Source organism: Variovorax sp. Varisp46 (genome assembly GCF_059491885.1).
Window position 1 is genome coordinate 6,093,261 of the sequence record NZ_CP168515.1, and the last position, 15,664, is coordinate 6,108,924.

The window sequence follows — 15,664 nt, forward strand, 5'->3', positions numbered from 1 at the left end:
GCATTGTGGCGCCCCCTGGGCCGGGTTGCACCCGGCCCGCGACCGTTTCAGCACGAGGGGATGGCAGGCCGTTGCGGTTCAGGCCTCCAGGGCTTCCAGCGGCCCGAAGAACTCGTAGCGAAGCTGCTGCTTCGGCACGCCGAGCGCCAGCCCGTTGGCATACACCGACTGCATGAAGGGCTTCGGTCCGAGAAAGTACAGGTCGACATCGCGGTCTTCCGGCAGCAGCCCGGCCAGCAGCTCGCGGGTGACGAAGCCGGTCGCGTGCGGCGTGTCGCTCTCGCGCGGCGCGTCGTAGACATACAGCGGCTTCACGTTCGCATGCCGCTGCGCGAGCGCGTCGACGCGCTCGCGAAAGGCGTGCGCGCCGCCGTGCCGCGCCGCATGGACGAAGTGCACCGGCCGGCCCGTGTGGGCCACCGATTCGAGCATGCTCATCGCGGGCGTGATGCCCACGCCACCCGTCACCAGCACGAGGGGGCGCGCCTGTTCGCCCGCGGGCTGCAGCACGAAGTCGCCGCACGGCGCCTGCACCTGCAGCCGCGTGCCGACCGCGGCGGCCTCGTGCAGCCAGTTCGAGGCGCGACCGCCTTCTTCCTTCTTCACGCTGATGCGGTACCACGGTTTGCCCGGCGCGTCGGACAGCGAGTAGTTGCGCCGCACCGGCTGGCCGTCGATCTCCAGCACCAGCGTGAGGTACTGCCCCGGCGTGAAGGCCAGCAGCGCGCCGCCGTCCACGGGCTCCAGGTAGAACGAGGTGATGACCTCGCTCTCGTCTTCGCGCCGGGCCACGCGGAATTCGCGCGTGCCGCGCCATCCGCCGGGTTGCGCCGCGTTGGCGCTGTAGACGGCTTCTTCCGCGGCGATGAGCAGGCCCGCCAGCGATTCGTAGGCTTCGCCCCACGCGGCAATCACCTCGTCGGTCGCGGCATCGCCGAGCACCTCCTTCACGGCGCGTAGCAGGTAGTGGCCGACGATCGGGTAGTGCTCCGGCAGCACGCCCAGCGCGGCGTGCTTCTGGATGATGCGGGGCAGGGCGCCGGCGATTGCTTCGAGCCGGTCGATGTGCGCGCCATACGCGATGACCGCGCCCGCCAGCGCGCGCGCCTGCGTGCCGGCGGCCTGGTGCGCCTCGTTGAAGAAGGCCTTCACCTGCGGATGGCCCTCGAACATGATCTTGTAGAAGTGGCTGGTGATGGCCTCGCCGTGGGCCTGGAGCGCGGGCACGGTGGACTTGACGATGGCGATGGTTTGCGGGTTCATGGTCTGGCGCTTCCTCTGTTGAGATGCCTTTGTCTTCTCACGATCCGTGCCAGCCAGAAGGTCGCTGCAAGTGCTTGACGCCATTGGGGATTTATCAGGCGTGGTCAAATTCGCAACAATTTCATCGTTGTACTTATGACCACACTGCGTGTCGATTCGACCACCGAGGACCCGCCGCCCGAGCCCGAAGCCGAGGCCGCCCGCTACCGATCGCTGCTCGCCGCCGCGCGCGGACTGGTCCGCTGCGATGCCGCCGCGCTGCTGCAGCTCGATGTCGACGTGCTGAAGCCCGTCGCGGTCGACGGCCTGAGCGATGAAACCCTCGGGCGCCAGTTTCCCGTTGCCGCCCATCCGCGTTTCGCGCGCCTGCTCGACAGCGAACGGGGCCTGCGTTTCGCCCACGACTGCAACCTGCCCGACCCGTACGACGGCCTCGTCGCCGGCCAGCCGGGCATCCTGCCGGTGCACGACTGCATGGGCGCGCCGCTGCGCCTGCGCGGCGCCGTCTGGGGCCTGCTGACGCTGGACGCCCTGGAGCCGCACGCCTTCGATGCCGTGGGCCCGGCGCAGATGGAGGCACTGATCGCCCTCGTCGAAACCGGCATCGAGGCCGCCCACACGATCCGCGAGATGCAGGCGCGCGCGATGCGCGAGCAGGCCGTTGCGCAGGCGCTGCGTGCGGGGCGTGGCGCGCCGCGCGAGCTGCTGGGCAGCAGCCCGGCGATGAAGCAGCTGTGCGACGAGATCGACACGGTCGCCGTGTCCGACCTCACGGTGCTGCTGCTCGGCGAAACCGGCGTCGGCAAGGACCTGGTCGCGCAGCGCCTGCACGCGCGCTCGCGCCGCAGCGAGCAGCCGCTCGTGCAGGTCAACTGCGCGGCGCTGCCCGAGTCGCTGGCCGACAGCGAACTCTTCGGCCACAAGCGCGGCGCGTTCACTGGCGCCGTGCAGGACCGCGACGGCAAGTTCGAGATCGCCGATGGCGGCACGCTCTTTCTCGACGAGGTCGGCGAACTGCCGCTGAGCGTGCAGGCCAAGCTGCTGCGCGTGCTGCAAAGCGGCGAGGTGCAGCGCCCCGGCAGCGACCGCATGCGCAAGGTCGACGTGCGCGTGATCGCGGCCACCAACCGCGACCTGCCCGCGGCGATCGCGCAGGGGCGCTTTCGCGCCGACCTGTACCACCGGCTGTCGGTCTATCCGCTCGTCGTCGCGCCGCTGCGCGAACGGGGGCGCGACGTGCTCGTGCTGGCGGGCAGCTTTCTCGAGGAGAACCAGCACCGGCTGGGCGCGCGCAACCTGCGGCTCTCGCCGGCGTCGAAGGCCGCCATGCTGGCGCACGGCTGGCCGGGCAACGTGCGCGAGCTCGAGCATGTGATCAGCCGCGCCTCGCTGCGGGCGTTCCGGGAGCAGCCGCGCGGCTCGCGCTGGACGGCCATCGAGCCGCATCACCTGGCGCTGGACAGCGCTGCCGTCGTGGGAAGCGCCACGGCAGCGCCCGTGCAGGCCCCGGCGAACGAACACGCGGGGCCTGCCATCGCTGGCGGCACGCTGCGCGAGGCGACCGAGGCCTTCCAGCGGGCCTGGCTCTCGGAACTGCTCGCCCGCCACGGCGGCCGCGTGGCCAGCGCCGCGCGCGAGGCCGGCATCGACCGCAGCAACTTCCATCGGACGTTGCGCAAGCTGGGCTTGGTGCAGGCCGGCGACGGCGAAACGCCCGGCTGACGACCGGCGCGCGGCATTGTCTGAAGGGTCATTGATGGGGCGGGCGATAATCGAGCGGTGAAGCACGCCAGACCGCCGCTGGTGCAAGCCCGAAAGGGACGACGCTGCGCCTTCGGGCAACAGCATCGGGTCGAAAGACCGCACTGGAGGAACGTCCGGACTGCACAGGACAGCGCAGGAGTTAACGACTCTCCACCGTGAGGTGAGGATCAGAGCAACAGAGACGAGCCGATTGAGTTCGGGTGAAACGGGCAATCTCTGCGCGCAGCAACACCAAGTAGGCCAGTATCGAGGTGGTTCCGCTGAGCTGGCGGGTAGGTGGCATCGAGCCGTTTGGCGACAAACGGCCCAGAGTAATGGCGGTCACGTCGAAGGCTTCGCAAGAGGCCCTCGATGCACAGAATCCGGCTTATCGGCGGGCTTCACACTTTTCTTCCCTTTTCCTTTTTCGCGCCCTCGACCGCTGAAGGCAGCGGCCGCCTTGCCGCTAGCAGGAGTTGGTAGTTACCCTTATAATAGATAGCATGCTAATTAATAGGCGGCTATCGTGAGCAAATCGAGCAACTCCTCCCCGAAGCGCGAGAACGCGCTGATGCGGCTCGGCATGTCGCTCTCGGTGCTGCAGCGCGGCTACCGCGCGTCGGCGGACAGGGCGGTGGCGCACGTCGGCGTGTCGCAAACGCTGGCCTGGCCGATCGTGATGCTCGGGCGCATGAACGGCGAAGTGCGCCAGGGCGTGCTTGCCGATGCACTGGGCATCGAGGGCCCGTCGCTGGTGCGCTCGCTCGACCAGTTGGTGGAGGCCGGTTTCGTCGAGCGCCGCGAAGATCCGGCCGACCGCCGTGCCAAGACCTTGCACCTCACGCCCGCAGGCAAGGCCGCCTGCGCGCCCATCGAGGCGGCGCTGAGCCTGATGCGCAGTGAGCTGTTCGAAGGCGTGTCCGACGACGACATCGCCGTCTGCCTGCGGGTGTTCGGCGTGCTCGAGGAGCGCCTGGGGCGCCCGGCCCAGGCGCCGCAGTCGCAGCAATCGCCGCAGGAAGGGCGCAGGTAAGAAATGCCTGCGCTCCGTCTTCCGCGCTTCAGCCGCGCGGAGCTTCTCTTTTCCGGCAAGAGCTTCGCCGCCGCCATGCTGGCGATGTACCTCGCCAGCCGTGCCGGCCTGCCGCGTCCGTTCTGGGCGCTCATGACCACCTACGTCGTCGCCCATCCGCTGGCCGGCGCCGTTCGCTCGAAGGCGCTGTACCGCTTCTGCGGCACGCTCATCGGCTCCACTGCGACCGTGCTGATGGTGCCCGCGCTGTCCAACGCGCCGGAACTGCTGACGCTGGTGCTCGCGCTGTGGGTGGGGCTGTGCCTGTGCATCTCGCTGTTCGACCGCACGCCGCGCTCCTACGTGTTCATGCTCGCGGGCTACACGGCCGCGCTGATCGGCTTTCCGTCGGTGCAGACGCCGCTCGCGCTGTTCGACACCGCCGTGGCGCGCGTGGAAGAAATCGGCCTCGGCATCTTCTGCGCCACGCTGGTCCACAGCCTCGTGCTGCCCGCGGGGCTTGCGCCGACCGTGCTGGGCCTGCTCGATCGCACGCTGCTCGACGCGCGCAAGTGGCTCGGCGACCTGCTGCAGCCCGCCGGCCGCAGCAGTGACGCCGAGCCGAAGCGCCTCGACGACGACCGCCGCCGCCTCGCAGGCGACATCACGCAGCTGCGCCTGCTATCCACCCACGTGCCCTTCGACACCACGCACCTGCGCTGGACCGCCGGCGCGATCCGCGCGATGCAGGACCGCGTTGCCGCGCTCACGCCCGCGCTCTCGGCCGTCGAAGACCGCCTGCAGGCGCTGGAGCAGGCCGAGGGACAACTTGCACCCGACGTGGCCGCGGTGCTCGCGCAGGCCGCGCAGTGGCTGCGCGAGGAGGCCGAACCTGCCTCCGCCCACAGTGCCGAGCGCCTGCAAGCCCTGCGCCGTGCCATCGACGCATTGAACGCCGCTCCTGCAGACGCGCAGCAGCCCACTCCATGGGGCCGCGCCCTGCGCATCGGCCTCGCCGGGCGCCTCGAAGAACTCGTCGACGGCTGGACCGCCTGCGCCCGGCTGCGCCTGGACATCGACGAAGGCCTCAAGGGTGCCGCGCCGCTGCGCCGCACGGCAGCGCTCGGCAGCCGCGTGCTGCACCGTGACTACGGCATGGCGCTGCTGTCGGCGCTCGCGGCCGTCATCGCCATCTGCCTGTGCGGCGCGTTCTGGATCGTCACCGGCTGGCCCATGGGTTCGGCGGCCACCATGATGGCCGCCGTCTTCTGCTGCTTCTTCGCCACCATGGACGACCCCGTGCCGGCGATCCACGGCTTTCTCAAGTGGACGCTGTGGTCCATCCCGATCTCGGCGCTCTATGTGCTGGTGCTCATGCCCACGGTGCAGGACTTCGGCATGCTGGTCGTCATCTGCGCGCCGCTCTTCTTGCTGCTGGGCTTCTACCTGCCGCGTCCGACGCATTTCATGCCCGCGATGGCGCTGATCTTCGGCGTGGCCGGCACGCTCGCACTGCACGACACCGCCAGCTCCGACCTCGTGAGCTTCATCAACAGCATGATCGGCCAGATCGTCGGCGTGCTGGTCGCGGCGCGCGTCACGCGGCTCGTGCGTTCGGTCGGTGCCGACTGGAGCGCGCGCCGCATCCAGCGCGCCACCTGGCGCGAGCTCGGCGACATGGCCGCTTCGCCGCAGCCGCAGTACGCGCAGAGCGATGCGTACGCCGTGCGCATGCTCGACCGCATCGGCCTGCTCGCGCCGCGCATCGCGCAGGCGGGCGGCACCGTCGAAGGCGTGGCCGCCAACGACGCGCTGCGCGACCTGCGCATGGGCGCCGACATCGCCGTGCTGCAGCGCGTGCGCGCCCAGCTGCCGCTGGCCACCTCGGCCGCGCTGCTGGGCGGCATCTCGCGCTTCTTCCGCCAGCGCGCCGAAGGCCGCACGAACCCGCGCCCGCTCGACCTGCTGCCGCAGATCGACGAGGCACTCGGTGCCGTGCTTGCCGCGCGCGGCACCGCTTCTTCCGCCGCATCGCGCTCGGCCGTCACCGCACTGGTCGGCCTGCGCCGCAATCTCTTTCCCGATGCGCCGCCCAGGCTGGCGGGCGCAGCGCTCACCCAAGGAGCTTCCGCATGATCGGTGAAGCCAGTTTCTACGGCCTCTACGTGCCCTGGATCATGGTGCTGGCCCTCGGCGCGCTGCTCGCGCTGTGGGGCGTACGCCGACTGCTCGCGGCCACCGGCGCCTACCGCTGGGTGTGGCACCCCGCGCTGTTCGACATGGCGCTGTACCTGCTGCTGCTCTATGCACTGAGCCGCCTCACTTCCTACCTTCAATGACGACGAGATTCCGATGACAGTCCCCCGTTCCTCCGCAGACAACCCACGGGCCCGGCGCCTCGGGCGCGTTCTTCTCACCGTGGCCGTGGTGGCCGCCGCCGCGTGGGCCGGCCTGCGCCTGTGGGACCACTACGAACTTGCGCCGTGGACGCGCGACGGCCGCGTGCGCGCCAACGTCGTGCAGATCGCACCCGACGTGTCGGGCCTCGTCACGGCAGTACCGATCCGCGACAACCAGCCGGTCGCCGCCGGCACGCTGCTGTTCGAGGTGGACCGCGCCCGCTACGACCTCGCCGTGCGCCAGGCCCAGGCAGCGCTCGCCGCGCAGCGCGCCATGAGCGCCCAGGTGCAGCGCGAGAACGCGCGCAACGCGGGCCTCGACGACCTGGTGTCGAAGGAGTCGCGCGAGCAGACCCGTTCGCGTGTCGAGCAGATGCAGGCCGCCGTCGCGCAGGCCGAGGTGGCGCTCGACTCGGCCCGCCTCAACCTGCAGCGCGCCCAGGTGCGCGCGCCGGCCGACGGCCTCGTCACCAACCTCGACCTGCGCCAGGGCAGCTACGCCGCGGCGGGCCGCCCGGTGCTCGCGCTGGTCGATGCGCAGTCGTTCTATGTCGAAGGCTATTTCGAGGAAACCAAACTGCCGCGCATCCATCTCGGCGACCGCGTGCGCGTCACCCCGATGGGCGGCGGCGCGGTGCTCGAGGGCGCGGTCGACAGCGTGGCCGCCGGCATCGCCGACCGCGACCGCTCCACCAGCGCCAACCTGCTGCCCAGCGTGAACCCGACCTTCAACTGGGTGCGGCTCGCGCAGCGCATTCCGGTGCGCATCAAGCTCGATCCGCTGCCGCAGGGCGCACGCCTCGTCGCGGGCCAGACGGTCACGGTGCAGGTGCTGGGGAACAAGCCGGCGCACAGCGCCGTGGCACCGGCAGCCGCGCCGCAGAAGGGGTGAACGCCGTGAGCCGCTTCGCATTTCGCCTTGCATCGCTGGCCGTCGCCGCCGGGCTCGCGGCCTGCGCGGCGGTCGGTCCCGACTACCGCCAGCCGCCCGAGGCGCTGGCCAGCCAGGGCGCCGCCGCGCGGCCCTTTGCCGAGGCGTCCGCCAACGCCGCGCCGCTGCCCGCCCACTGGTGGCGCCTGTACCACGACCCGTTGCTCGACAGGCTGGTCGAACAGGCCCTCGCGCACAACACCGACCTGCGCCAGGCCGTCGCCAACCTCGAGCGCGAACGCGCCATCGAAGACGAAGTGGCCGGCGCCAGATACCCGACCATCGGCGTGAACGGCGGCCCTTCGTTCGGCCATGTGTCGGGGCTGTCGCTGCTGCAGAAGGGCTACGAGCCGCCGAGCACCTTCAACTACAGCGCGGGCGCTTCGCTGTCGTACCAGGTCGACCTGTTCGGCCAGATCCGCCGGGGCATCGAGGCTTCGCAGGCCAACACCCAAGCTGCCGAAGCCGCGCTCGACCTCGTGCGCGTGAACGTCGCGGCCGGCACTGCGCGCGCCTACGCCGAGGCCTGTGCTACCGGCCTTCGCCTGCAGATCGCACAGAAGTCTGTCGCCTTGCAGCAGGACGCCGTGAACGTCACCGACCGCCTGCAACGTGCAGGCCGCGCCGGTGCCATCGACGCAGGTCGCGCGCGTGCGCAGCTGCAGCAGCTCAACGCCGCACTGCCGCCGCTGAAGGCCGAACGCCAGGGCGCGCTTTATCGTCTCGCCACCTTGACCGGCGCAGTGCCGCAGGACTTCCCGCGCCAAGTGGCCGACTGCACCATGCCGCCGCGCGTGGCCGGCACGCTGCCGGTCGGCGACGGTGCCGCGCTGCTGCGCCGCCGCCCCGACATCCGCCAGGCCGAGCGCGGCCTTGCCGCATCGACCGCGCGCATCGGCGTGGCCACGGCCGAGCTCTATCCCAAAGTCACGCTGGGCCTTTCAGGCTCCTCCGCCGGCCATGCCGACGACTTCGGCCGCAAGGACACCTTCGCCTGGAGCCTCGGCCCGCTGATCTCGTGGACCATTCCCAATACGGGCGTCGCACAGTCCCGCATCGCCCAGGCCGAGGCCGGCACGCGCGCGGCGCTCGCCAAGTTCGACGGCACCGTGCTCACCGCGCTGCGCGAAACCGAGACCGCACTCGGCACCTACGCGCGTGAACTCGATCGCCACGCCGCGCTGCAAGCCTCGCGCGACGAAAGCGCGAAGGTCGCCGCGCAGGCGCGCCAGCTCTACCAGAACGGCCGCACCGGCTACCTCGATTCGCTCGACGCCGAACGCTCGCTGGCCGCCAGCGAAGCCGCCCTCGCGGCCAGCGAGGCGCAGCTGGCCGACGATCAGGTCGTGCTGTTCATGGCACTCGGCGGCGGCTGGGAACCCGACGACGCGCACCTTGCGCAGGGTGCCGCGCCGGCCACCGCGAAGCAGTGACCACGGCCCTCAGCGTGCGAACAGCCAGCCGCCCTTGGGCTGGCGTACCAGCTCGTGGCGCTTGATGGCGCGTTCCTCACCGTCGTCGCCCACGTAGACCACCTCGAAGCGCAGCAGCTTCGGCGTGACCATCTTCCAGTTCTGGATGCGCTTGACCGTCACGCAGGCGGTCTTGTCGTGGTACTGCATCTCCGACATCGGGCCGCCCTGGAAGCCCGTGGTGTCGAACAGGCGGCCGGGCGCGGCGAAGGGGTTGAGCACCGCGCCATTGCGCGCGGTGATGCAGCCTTCGGTCCGCACGAAGGACTCGATGGTCGGCGAGGCGCTGCGCACCACCTTTCCCACAGCCGGGCTGGGGGGCTTGACGCCGATGGCATCGCGGATGCGCTCGACCTGCTCCTCGGTGATGGGCGCGAGGCCGTCCTTCGAGACGACGGCCGGCGGCGGCGCTGGGGGCGCGGACGGCGGTGACGGCGTGAGAAGCGTGCAGCCCGCCACCAGTGCCAGCGGCACGGTGCAGGCCAGGGCGGTGCTCGGTGTTCCGAACTTCATTGGCTCAGTCTCCCTGTCGGCGGCCCATCGGGGCCACGGCTGAAAATTGCGGGCCGTGAACATGCGGTGCATCGTTGTTCAGAAGCGTTCGTGGGGTGCGAGATAGCGCCACTGGCCAGGCTGCAGCCCCGCCAGCGGCACGCGGCCGATGCGGATGCGCCGCATCGCAAGAATGCGCAGGCCCACGCCGTCGCAGATGTTGGCGATCTGCCCCGGCCGCGCGCCCTTGAGCGCGAAGCGCAGGCCCGTTTGCTCGTCGCTCTGGCGGCCGATGCTCACGCGCGCGGGCGAGCGCTCCAGCCGCGCCAGCACCTCCGGGCTCACCGGGCCGGCCACGTCCACCATCACCTCATGCTCGAGGATGCCCGCGTCTTCCTGCAGCTTGCGTTCGATGCGGAATTCCTGCGTGTAAGCGACCAGCCCGCTGGCGCCGGTCTCGAGCGGCGTCATGCAGTGCTGCGCCTTCGCATGCGCCGGCAGAAAACGCAGTCCGGCGCGCTCGGGCTCGTGATGATTCGCAGCCACCAGCAGGCGGTGCGCGGTGTCGGTGACCATGCCCGCAGGCTTGTACAGCAGCAATGTGACGGGCAGCACGGGCTCGGGCTTCGCGCCGGCCTCGATCTCGACCTGCTGGTGCGGCAGCACGCGCGACTGCGGCAGCATCTGCGGCACGCCGTCCACGCGCACCGCGCCGTTCTCTATCAGCAGCTCGGCTTCGCGCCGCGACACACCGGCCAGCGCCGCCACGCGTTTGGCGAGGCGGATGCCCTCGTCCTCACCCGGAGAGTTCCTGTTGCTGTTGTTCATCGAGCCACCGCCAATTGCCGGATGCGAGCCACGTGCGCGGCCAGCGAGCGGGCCGCCACCGGCCACATGCGTTCGGGTACGTCGTCGTAGGCCAGCGGCAGCCATTGCTCGGGGGTGCCTTCGGGCAGCTTCTGCATGGCGGCTGCGATCCTGGCCTCGCGCTTGAGCCGGTGCGCTTTCAGCATGCCGATGGCGGTGCGGGCAAAGCCGATCACGTAGCCGTGCGCGGGCAGGATGAAGCCGATGCCGCCGGCCGCGCAGGCCGCATCGAGCGTGTCGAGCGAATCGAGGTATGCCGTCATGTCGCCATCGGGCGGATCGACCACCGTGGTGCTGCCGTTGAGGATGTGGTCGCCGGAGAACAGCAGCCCGTCTTCTTCCAGCACCAGGCACAGGTGGTTGGCCGCGTGGCCGGGCGTGTGGATCACGCGCAGCGTGTGGGCGATGGGCTCGCCTTCGGCCGTTGTGCCCGACAGCACGAGCCGCTCGCCATCGGCCAGTTCGCGCTCGGGCGTGAAGCGTGCGCTGGCGCGAGCTGTCGGCTTCGAGGCCAGGCCGAGGATCGGCGGCCTGCCGCTCTTGCACAGCGCCTGCAGCGGCGCCGCGCCCGGCGAGTGGTCGGCATGCGAGTGCGTGCAGACGATCATGCGGATGTCGCCCTGCGTGGCGCCCCACAGCCGGCCGATGTGGCCGGCGTCGTCCGGGCCCGGATCGATCACGATGTAGCCCGTGGCCGCGTCGCCCACGATGTAGCTGTTGGTGCCCGGGCCGGTCATCGCGCCCGGGTTGGGCGCGGTGAAGCGCATCACGTTCTTCAGCAGCGGCACCGGGCGTTCGCTCTGCCAGTCGAGCACGTGCACGGCCTGCCCGTCGGGGCACACCAGCGCGAGCTCGCCGAACGGCGATTCGTGCTCCATGTAGCGCGCGTCTTCGCCCTTGAGCAGGCCGGCGCGCGGGCAGCTGGTCCACAGCGGGGTCTCGCCGGCGCAGGCCGTGAGCAGGGCGTCCACGGTGGCATACGCGGCCATGCGCTGCAGCGTGCGCACGGTCGGGAAGATCATGAAGAAGCTGCCTGCCGCATGGCGCGCGAGCGCATCGGCTGGGCGCACCCAGCAGGGCTCGAACTGTTCGCTCTCGTCGGCTGCGGGCTCCTGGCCTTCGGGCATGCGCGCCACCAGGAAGGGCACATCGAAGCGCCTGGGCAGGTCGCGGTCGGTGATCCAGTGCGCGAAGGTGAACACCCGGTCTGCATCGAGCGTCAGCCCGCGTGCCGCGCATTGGTCGGCAAAGGCTGTGCCCGCCGTGTTGCCGCGGTCCATGGCGGCGATGTCCTCGGCGTTAGCGGGACGCCCGTCGGCATGGTGCGCGAGCAGCACGCCCAGTTCCTCGAAAGCCTCGCGGATGGCCGCGATGGCCTGCGTGCGCTGCAGGCCGCTTTGCGTCGACCGCTGCGTGGCGATGCGCTGGGCCGCTTCGTCGGCGGCGTCGATCTGGCCGCCGGGAAATACATAGGCACCGGGCGCGAAACTGGCGGTGGCCGAGCGGCGGGTCATGAGCACTTCGATGCCGGCGGCGCTGTCGCGCAGCAGCAGCACGGTGGCGCCCGCGCGCGGGCTCTCGTGGGGTGTGTAGTTGTTGGGTGGAACGGACCATGGGGCGATTATGGAGAGCAGGCACGCGGCGTGCATGCCGCGCATAAGCTCATATGGAATCGGGCATCAGCGGCGCGCCACAATGCGCGCTTGCACCGCTTGCCTCGCAGAAAGACAGTCATGTTTCATTCTCCCTTCTCTCGAATTGCCCGCCGCGCACTGCTGCTGGCCGCGGCCTCGCTCGTTGCGCCCGCCGCCTTCTCCCAGCCGGACTGGCCGCAGCAACCCGTCACGCTGATCATGGGCTTTCCGGCCGGCTCGGGCGTCGACGTGGTGGCCCGCGTCATCCAGGAGCCGCTGTCGAAGCAGCTCGGCAAGCCCGTCGTCATCGACTACAAGTCGGGCGCCGCCGGCAACATCGCCAGCGAGTACGTGGCCCACGCCAGGCCCGATGGCTACACGCTTTCCTTCGGCACCGCAGCCACGCACGGCAGCAATGCCGCGCTCTACAAGAAACTGCCCTTCGACGTGGAGGCCGACTTCGTGCCGGTGGCGCCGGTGCTCGACGTTTCGAACGTGCTCACCATCAATCCCGACGTGATCAACGTGCGGACCTTGAAGGAATTCGTCGAGCTGGTCAAGGCAAATCCCGGCAAGTACAACTATGCGTCTACAGGCAACGGCGCGGGCACGCACATGGCCTTTGCCGAATTCAATTCGCGCCTCGGCCTGAACATGGTGCACGTGCCCTACAAGGGCGGTCCCGAGGCGATCACATCGGTGGTGCGCGGCGAGACCTGCTGCATCATGAACCAGGTGCAGACCGTGCTGCCGCACTACAAGGCCGGCAAGGTGCGCCTGCTGGGCGTAACCACCGCCGCCGCGGTGCCGGCCGTGAAAGAAGTGCCCACCATCGCCTCGAGCGGCCTGCCGGGCACCAAGGGCTTCGACAGCTCGATCTGGTTCGGCATCTTCGCGCCCAAGGGCACCGACCCGCAGATCGTCGACAAGCTCAACGCGGCCGTGAAGGCGGTGCTGGAGACCCCCGAGATCCGCGAGCGCTTCGAGAGCCAGGGCAACACCGTGCGCATCGAGTCGCCGGCACAGTTCAAGAAGACCGTGCACGACAACCGCGTGAAGTGGGCGGAGGTTGCGAAGGCCGCGAACATCAGCATCGACTGAGGCTGGCGTTCAGAGCGTCTTCGTCAGCGTCAGGATGAAGCGCGCCTTGTTGGGCGAGTAGGTCGTCTGGCCGAAGGGGCCGAAGCCCAGGTCGATGCCCGGGTTCGCGACCGCGACATAGGAGCTCTTCTTGTTGGCGCCTTGCACCGAACCGGTCAGCGACAGGCCGTTGCCGAAGTCGTAGCTCGCGCCCACGTTGTAGTCGACGTAGCTCTTGTAGCCCAGGCTGCGGATGTCGCTGGACATGTTCGTGTAGCCGACGGCCGCCTTCAGCGTGACCTTGGGCACGATCTCCTTGCTGTACGACAGGTTCAGGTAGCCGGTGTTGGTGCCCTTCAGGCCCGAGCCGGCCTTGTTGCCTGCGTAGCCGAAGTAGTCCTTGGAGACTGTGTGCGAGTACTTGGCGGTGAAGGAGCCGAGGCTTTCATTGGCGTAGGTGCCCGCGACGTACAGCTCGGTGGTGTTGCCCGAGGAGTTGCCCGGGTAGATGTAGGAGAGCGCACCCACGTCCATGTCCAGCGGGCCGGCCTTGAACTTGTAGCCGCCGTACACGTCCATCTCGATGCTGTTGCCCTTGAGCCAGTTGACGCTGGAATTCCAGTTGCCGACGTAGAAGCCGCTGTCGCCGAAGGCGTAGTCCAGGCCGCCCTGGATGGCGGGCTTGAAGCCCTTGGTCTTGGCGTAGTCGTTCTTGCCGATCATGTCCTGGTCCTGGCCACGGAACTTGTAGTTCGTGGTGATGGACACGTTGCCCGTGAGTTGCGCGCTCGCGAGCATCGGCAGGGCGGAAAAGGTGGGAAGAACGAGCATCGGCAGGGCGATGCGGAGAAGTTTTTTCATCGAAGAATTCGCTGACGGATGGAGGAGCCGGCAGCGTATGGGCGGGCGTCTAAACACCGCGTAAAAACCGCAGCGCGCGGCGCAAAAATTTCGTCCCGGGCATCGTCATCGCGACCACGCCCGTGACCACGCAGGCCAGCCCGATCCACGCCGTGGGCGCCAGCCTCTCGCCCAGGAACGTCGTGCCGATCAGCACGCCGATGGGCACGCGCAGATAGGCCTGCGCGGCGGTGGACATCGGCCCCAGCGTCTTGATGAGCCGGAAGTAGATCGTGAAGGCCAGCGCCGTGGAGAGCACCGCGAGCGCGAGCACCGCCGCCATCGACGCGGCCGACGGCAAGAGCGTCCACGGCCTGTCGATGACGATGCTCGCGGGCAGCAGCATCGCCGCGCCGCTGACGAGCGAACCAGCGGCTGGCACCATCGGGTCCAACCCCTTGAACACGCGCCCGAACATCGCGGCGCAGCCGTAGCAGACGGCGGCCGCCACCAGCGCAAGCTGCGCGAGCAGCGAATGCCCGAGCCCGTTCAGCGCCTCGAAGCCCACGATCAGGCAGATGCCCGCCAGCCCCGCGCTCACGCCGAACAGGCGGCGCAGCGTGGGCTTGTCGGAGCCGCCGAGGCCCAGCCCCAGCAGGAAGATGAAGATCGGCGAGGTCGAGTTGAGGATGGTCGCCAGGCCGGCATCGACGCTGCGCTCGGCCCAGGCGATGAGCGTGAAGGGCAGCACGCTGTTCAGGCAGGCCTGCAGTGCGAAGCGGCGCCACGCAGCGGCGTCCTTCGGCAGTTTCACGCCGCGCATGCGCAGCACCGCGAGCAGCAGCGCTCCGGCGATCAGCGTGCGCGCCGCAATCAGCGTGACGGGCGGGATCGTCGCCACGCCGATCTTGATGAAGGTGTACGAGCCGCCCCAGCAGGTGGCGAGCACCGCGAGCAGCGCCCATTCGAAGGCCAGGTTGGCGCGGGGCTTGTCGATGGAGGAGGGTGTGGATGCGTGCATGGTGCGCCGATCATTCCCCGACCGGCGCGGCCACACTTCGGCCGCGAGCGAAGCGTGGATGCCTCAGTGGTCGTGCGCGTGCGGCTTGCTGCCGTTGCCGCTGCTGGGGCCGCCGCCGTTCAGCAGCGTCGCAAGGTCCACTTCCTGCTCGGCCGCAGCGCCCGCGATCACGCGCTGCTCCAGCTCGTCCAGATGCTCCAGCGCTACCGCCAGCGCCTTGTCGAGCGACTTGCCCGTGGCCAGCGCCTCGATGATCTGCTCATGCTCGCGCGGCGCGCAGCTCGCGGCCTCGGCGGAGTCGTAGAGTGCCTTGTAGAGTTCGGTGTTCGAGATCAGCCGCCGGATGTACGACAGCAGCTCCTCGCTGTCCGCCATCTGCGCCAGCAGCAGGTGGAAGTCGCCCGCCAGCCGGACCGCGTCCTCGCGCCGGCCTTCCTTGAAGGCCTTCTGCTCCGCCTGCACGTGCTTGCGCAGCGTGGTCACCTGCTCGCGTGAGAGATTGCCGAAGAGCGTGGTCACCAGCCCCGCCTCCACGATGCGGCGCGCGCGGTAGATGCCGCGCATGTCGTCGATGGACGGGTTGGGCACGAAGGCGCCCCGGTTGTGCTCCAGCACCAGCCGTTTTTCCGAGCCCAGCCGCGCCAGCGCCTTGCGCACCGCGCCGCGCGTGCAGCCCAGCGCTTCGGCCAGCGCGCGCTCGCGCAAGGGCGTGCCGGGGCGCAGCTTGCCGCTCAGCAAGGCCTTGGAGACTGCGCCGTAGACGCGTTCGTCCACGTTCGGATCGTCGGCTTCGGTGGGCTCGGGGGAGGGGGCTGTCGCTGGGGACTTGCGTGCGGCGGAGGGCATAGGCAACCGGATTATTGCCTGCGGACCGCACCCTCAGGGAAAGCCCCCGGATTGACTCGGCCCC

Annotated in this window: 13 protein-coding genes, 1 other RNA gene and 1 pseudogene; 8 read left to right on the top strand and 7 right to left on the bottom strand. The window is 69.7% G+C overall.

Annotated elements, in window-relative coordinates:
• Positions 1–78: 78 nt before the first annotated feature.
• A complete protein-coding gene (gene hmpA / locus ACEN9N_RS28710) occupies positions 79–1,263 on the bottom strand; it encodes an NO-inducible flavohemoprotein (protein WP_495655087.1) in 1,185 nt (394 codons plus the stop codon).
• 135 nt (positions 1,264–1,398) lie between these two features.
• Between hmpA and norR the strand changes: the two genes are divergently transcribed.
• The 7 genes from norR to ACEN9N_RS28745 all read left to right on the top strand — a co-directional run bounded on the left by norR (position 1,399) and on the right by ACEN9N_RS28745 (position 8,781).
• Entirely contained in the window at positions 1,399–2,985 is a 1,587-nt protein-coding gene (gene norR, locus ACEN9N_RS28715; protein ID WP_413316231.1) for a nitric oxide reductase transcriptional regulator NorR, read from the top strand.
• Between the two features lie 59 nt (positions 2,986–3,044).
• An RNA gene (gene rnpB, locus ACEN9N_RS28720) (RNase P RNA component class A) lies at positions 3,045–3,413 on the top strand.
• A 164-nt stretch (positions 3,414–3,577) separates the two neighbouring features.
• Positions 3,578–4,039, top strand: a complete 462-nt coding sequence (locus ACEN9N_RS28725) for a MarR family winged helix-turn-helix transcriptional regulator (RefSeq protein ID WP_042674313.1) — start codon at positions 3,578–3,580, stop codon at positions 4,037–4,039.
• Between the two features lie 3 nt (positions 4,040–4,042).
• A complete protein-coding gene (locus ACEN9N_RS28730) occupies positions 4,043–6,154 on the top strand; it encodes an FUSC family protein (protein WP_495655088.1) in 2,112 nt (703 codons plus the stop codon).
• A complete protein-coding gene (locus tag ACEN9N_RS28735) occupies positions 6,151–6,357 on the top strand; it encodes a DUF1656 domain-containing protein (protein WP_007838217.1) in 207 nt (68 codons plus the stop codon). The genes ACEN9N_RS28730 and ACEN9N_RS28735 overlap by 4 nt, the downstream gene beginning before the upstream one ends.
• 13 nt (positions 6,358–6,370) lie before the next feature.
• A complete protein-coding gene (locus ACEN9N_RS28740) occupies positions 6,371–7,309 on the top strand; it encodes an efflux RND transporter periplasmic adaptor subunit (RefSeq protein ID WP_007838218.1) in 939 nt (312 codons plus the stop codon).
• A 5-nt stretch (positions 7,310–7,314) separates the two neighbouring features.
• Entirely contained in the window at positions 7,315–8,781 is a 1,467-nt protein-coding gene (locus ACEN9N_RS28745; RefSeq protein ID WP_495655089.1) for an efflux transporter outer membrane subunit, read from the top strand.
• A 9-nt stretch (positions 8,782–8,790) separates the two neighbouring features.
• Here ACEN9N_RS28745 and ACEN9N_RS28750 read toward each other — a convergent pair whose 3' ends face one another.
• The 3 genes and pseudogenes from ACEN9N_RS28750 to ACEN9N_RS28760 all read right to left on the bottom strand — a co-directional run bounded on the left by ACEN9N_RS28750 (position 8,791) and on the right by ACEN9N_RS28760 (position 11,793).
• Entirely contained in the window at positions 8,791–9,333 is a 543-nt protein-coding gene (locus ACEN9N_RS28750) for a hypothetical protein (RefSeq protein ID WP_007838220.1), read from the bottom strand.
• Positions 9,334–9,411: 78 nt separating this feature from the next.
• Positions 9,412–10,140 (bottom strand): RNA pseudouridine synthase, encoded by a 729-nt coding sequence (locus tag ACEN9N_RS28755; RefSeq protein WP_413333831.1) that lies wholly within the window; start codon positions 10,138–10,140, stop codon positions 9,412–9,414.
• Positions 10,137–11,793 (bottom strand): annotated as a pseudogene (locus ACEN9N_RS28760) (MBL fold metallo-hydrolase). The gene ACEN9N_RS28755 and the pseudogene ACEN9N_RS28760 overlap by 4 nt, the downstream one beginning before the upstream one ends.
• 119 nt (positions 11,794–11,912) lie before the next feature.
• Between ACEN9N_RS28760 and ACEN9N_RS28765 the strand changes: the two are divergent.
• Positions 11,913–12,914 (top strand): Bug family tripartite tricarboxylate transporter substrate binding protein, encoded by a 1,002-nt coding sequence (locus ACEN9N_RS28765; RefSeq protein WP_413333828.1) that lies wholly within the window; start codon positions 11,913–11,915, stop codon positions 12,912–12,914.
• Between the two features lie 9 nt (positions 12,915–12,923).
• Here the strand turns inward: ACEN9N_RS28765 and ACEN9N_RS28770 are convergent, their stop codons facing one another.
• The 3 genes from ACEN9N_RS28770 to ACEN9N_RS28780 form a co-directional block, all read right to left on the bottom strand.
• Positions 12,924–13,754, bottom strand: coding sequence for a TorF family putative porin (locus tag ACEN9N_RS28770; protein WP_495655090.1), 831 nt, complete (start codon positions 13,752–13,754; stop codon positions 12,924–12,926).
• A 49-nt stretch (positions 13,755–13,803) separates the two neighbouring features.
• On the bottom strand, positions 13,804–14,754 hold the full coding sequence (locus tag ACEN9N_RS28775; RefSeq protein WP_495655091.1) for a DMT family transporter: 951 nt from the start codon (positions 14,752–14,754) through the stop codon (positions 13,804–13,806).
• Between the two features lie 63 nt (positions 14,755–14,817).
• Positions 14,818–15,600: a GntR family transcriptional regulator gene (locus ACEN9N_RS28780; RefSeq protein ID WP_495655092.1), complete on the bottom strand. Its 783-nt coding sequence runs from the start codon at positions 15,598–15,600 to the stop codon at positions 14,818–14,820.
• Between the last annotated feature and the right edge of the window lie 64 nt (positions 15,601–15,664).

Bases quoted from the DNA above. Each gene is read 5' to 3' on its own strand.
- ACEN9N_RS28765 (WP_413333828.1), top strand. From the start codon at position 11,913: ATGTTTCATTCTCCCTTCTCTCGAATTGCCCGCCGCGCACTGCTGCTG.
- ACEN9N_RS28780 (WP_495655092.1), bottom strand. From the start codon at position 15,600: ATGCCCTCCGCCGCACGCAAGTCCCCAGCGACAGCCCCCTCCCCCGAG.
- hmpA (WP_495655087.1), bottom strand. From the start codon at position 1,263: ATGAACCCGCAAACCATCGCCATCGTCAAGTCCACCGTGCCCGCGCTC.
- norR (WP_413316231.1), top strand. From the start codon at position 1,399: ATGACCACACTGCGTGTCGATTCGACCACCGAGGACCCGCCGCCCGAG.
- ACEN9N_RS28770 (WP_495655090.1), bottom strand. From the start codon at position 13,754: ATGAAAAAACTTCTCCGCATCGCCCTGCCGATGCTCGTTCTTCCCACC.
- ACEN9N_RS28725 (WP_042674313.1), top strand. From the start codon at position 3,578: ATGCGGCTCGGCATGTCGCTCTCGGTGCTGCAGCGCGGCTACCGCGCG.
- ACEN9N_RS28730 (WP_495655088.1), top strand. From the start codon at position 4,043: ATGCCTGCGCTCCGTCTTCCGCGCTTCAGCCGCGCGGAGCTTCTCTTT.
- ACEN9N_RS28735 (WP_007838217.1), top strand. From the start codon at position 6,151: ATGATCGGTGAAGCCAGTTTCTACGGCCTCTACGTGCCCTGGATCATG.
- ACEN9N_RS28755 (WP_413333831.1), bottom strand. From the start codon at position 10,140: ATGAACAACAGCAACAGGAACTCTCCGGGTGAGGACGAGGGCATCCGC.
- ACEN9N_RS28775 (WP_495655091.1), bottom strand. From the start codon at position 14,754: ATGCACGCATCCACACCCTCCTCCATCGACAAGCCCCGCGCCAACCTG.
- ACEN9N_RS28750 (WP_007838220.1), bottom strand. From the start codon at position 9,333: ATGAAGTTCGGAACACCGAGCACCGCCCTGGCCTGCACCGTGCCGCTG.
- ACEN9N_RS28740 (WP_007838218.1), top strand. From the start codon at position 6,371: ATGACAGTCCCCCGTTCCTCCGCAGACAACCCACGGGCCCGGCGCCTC.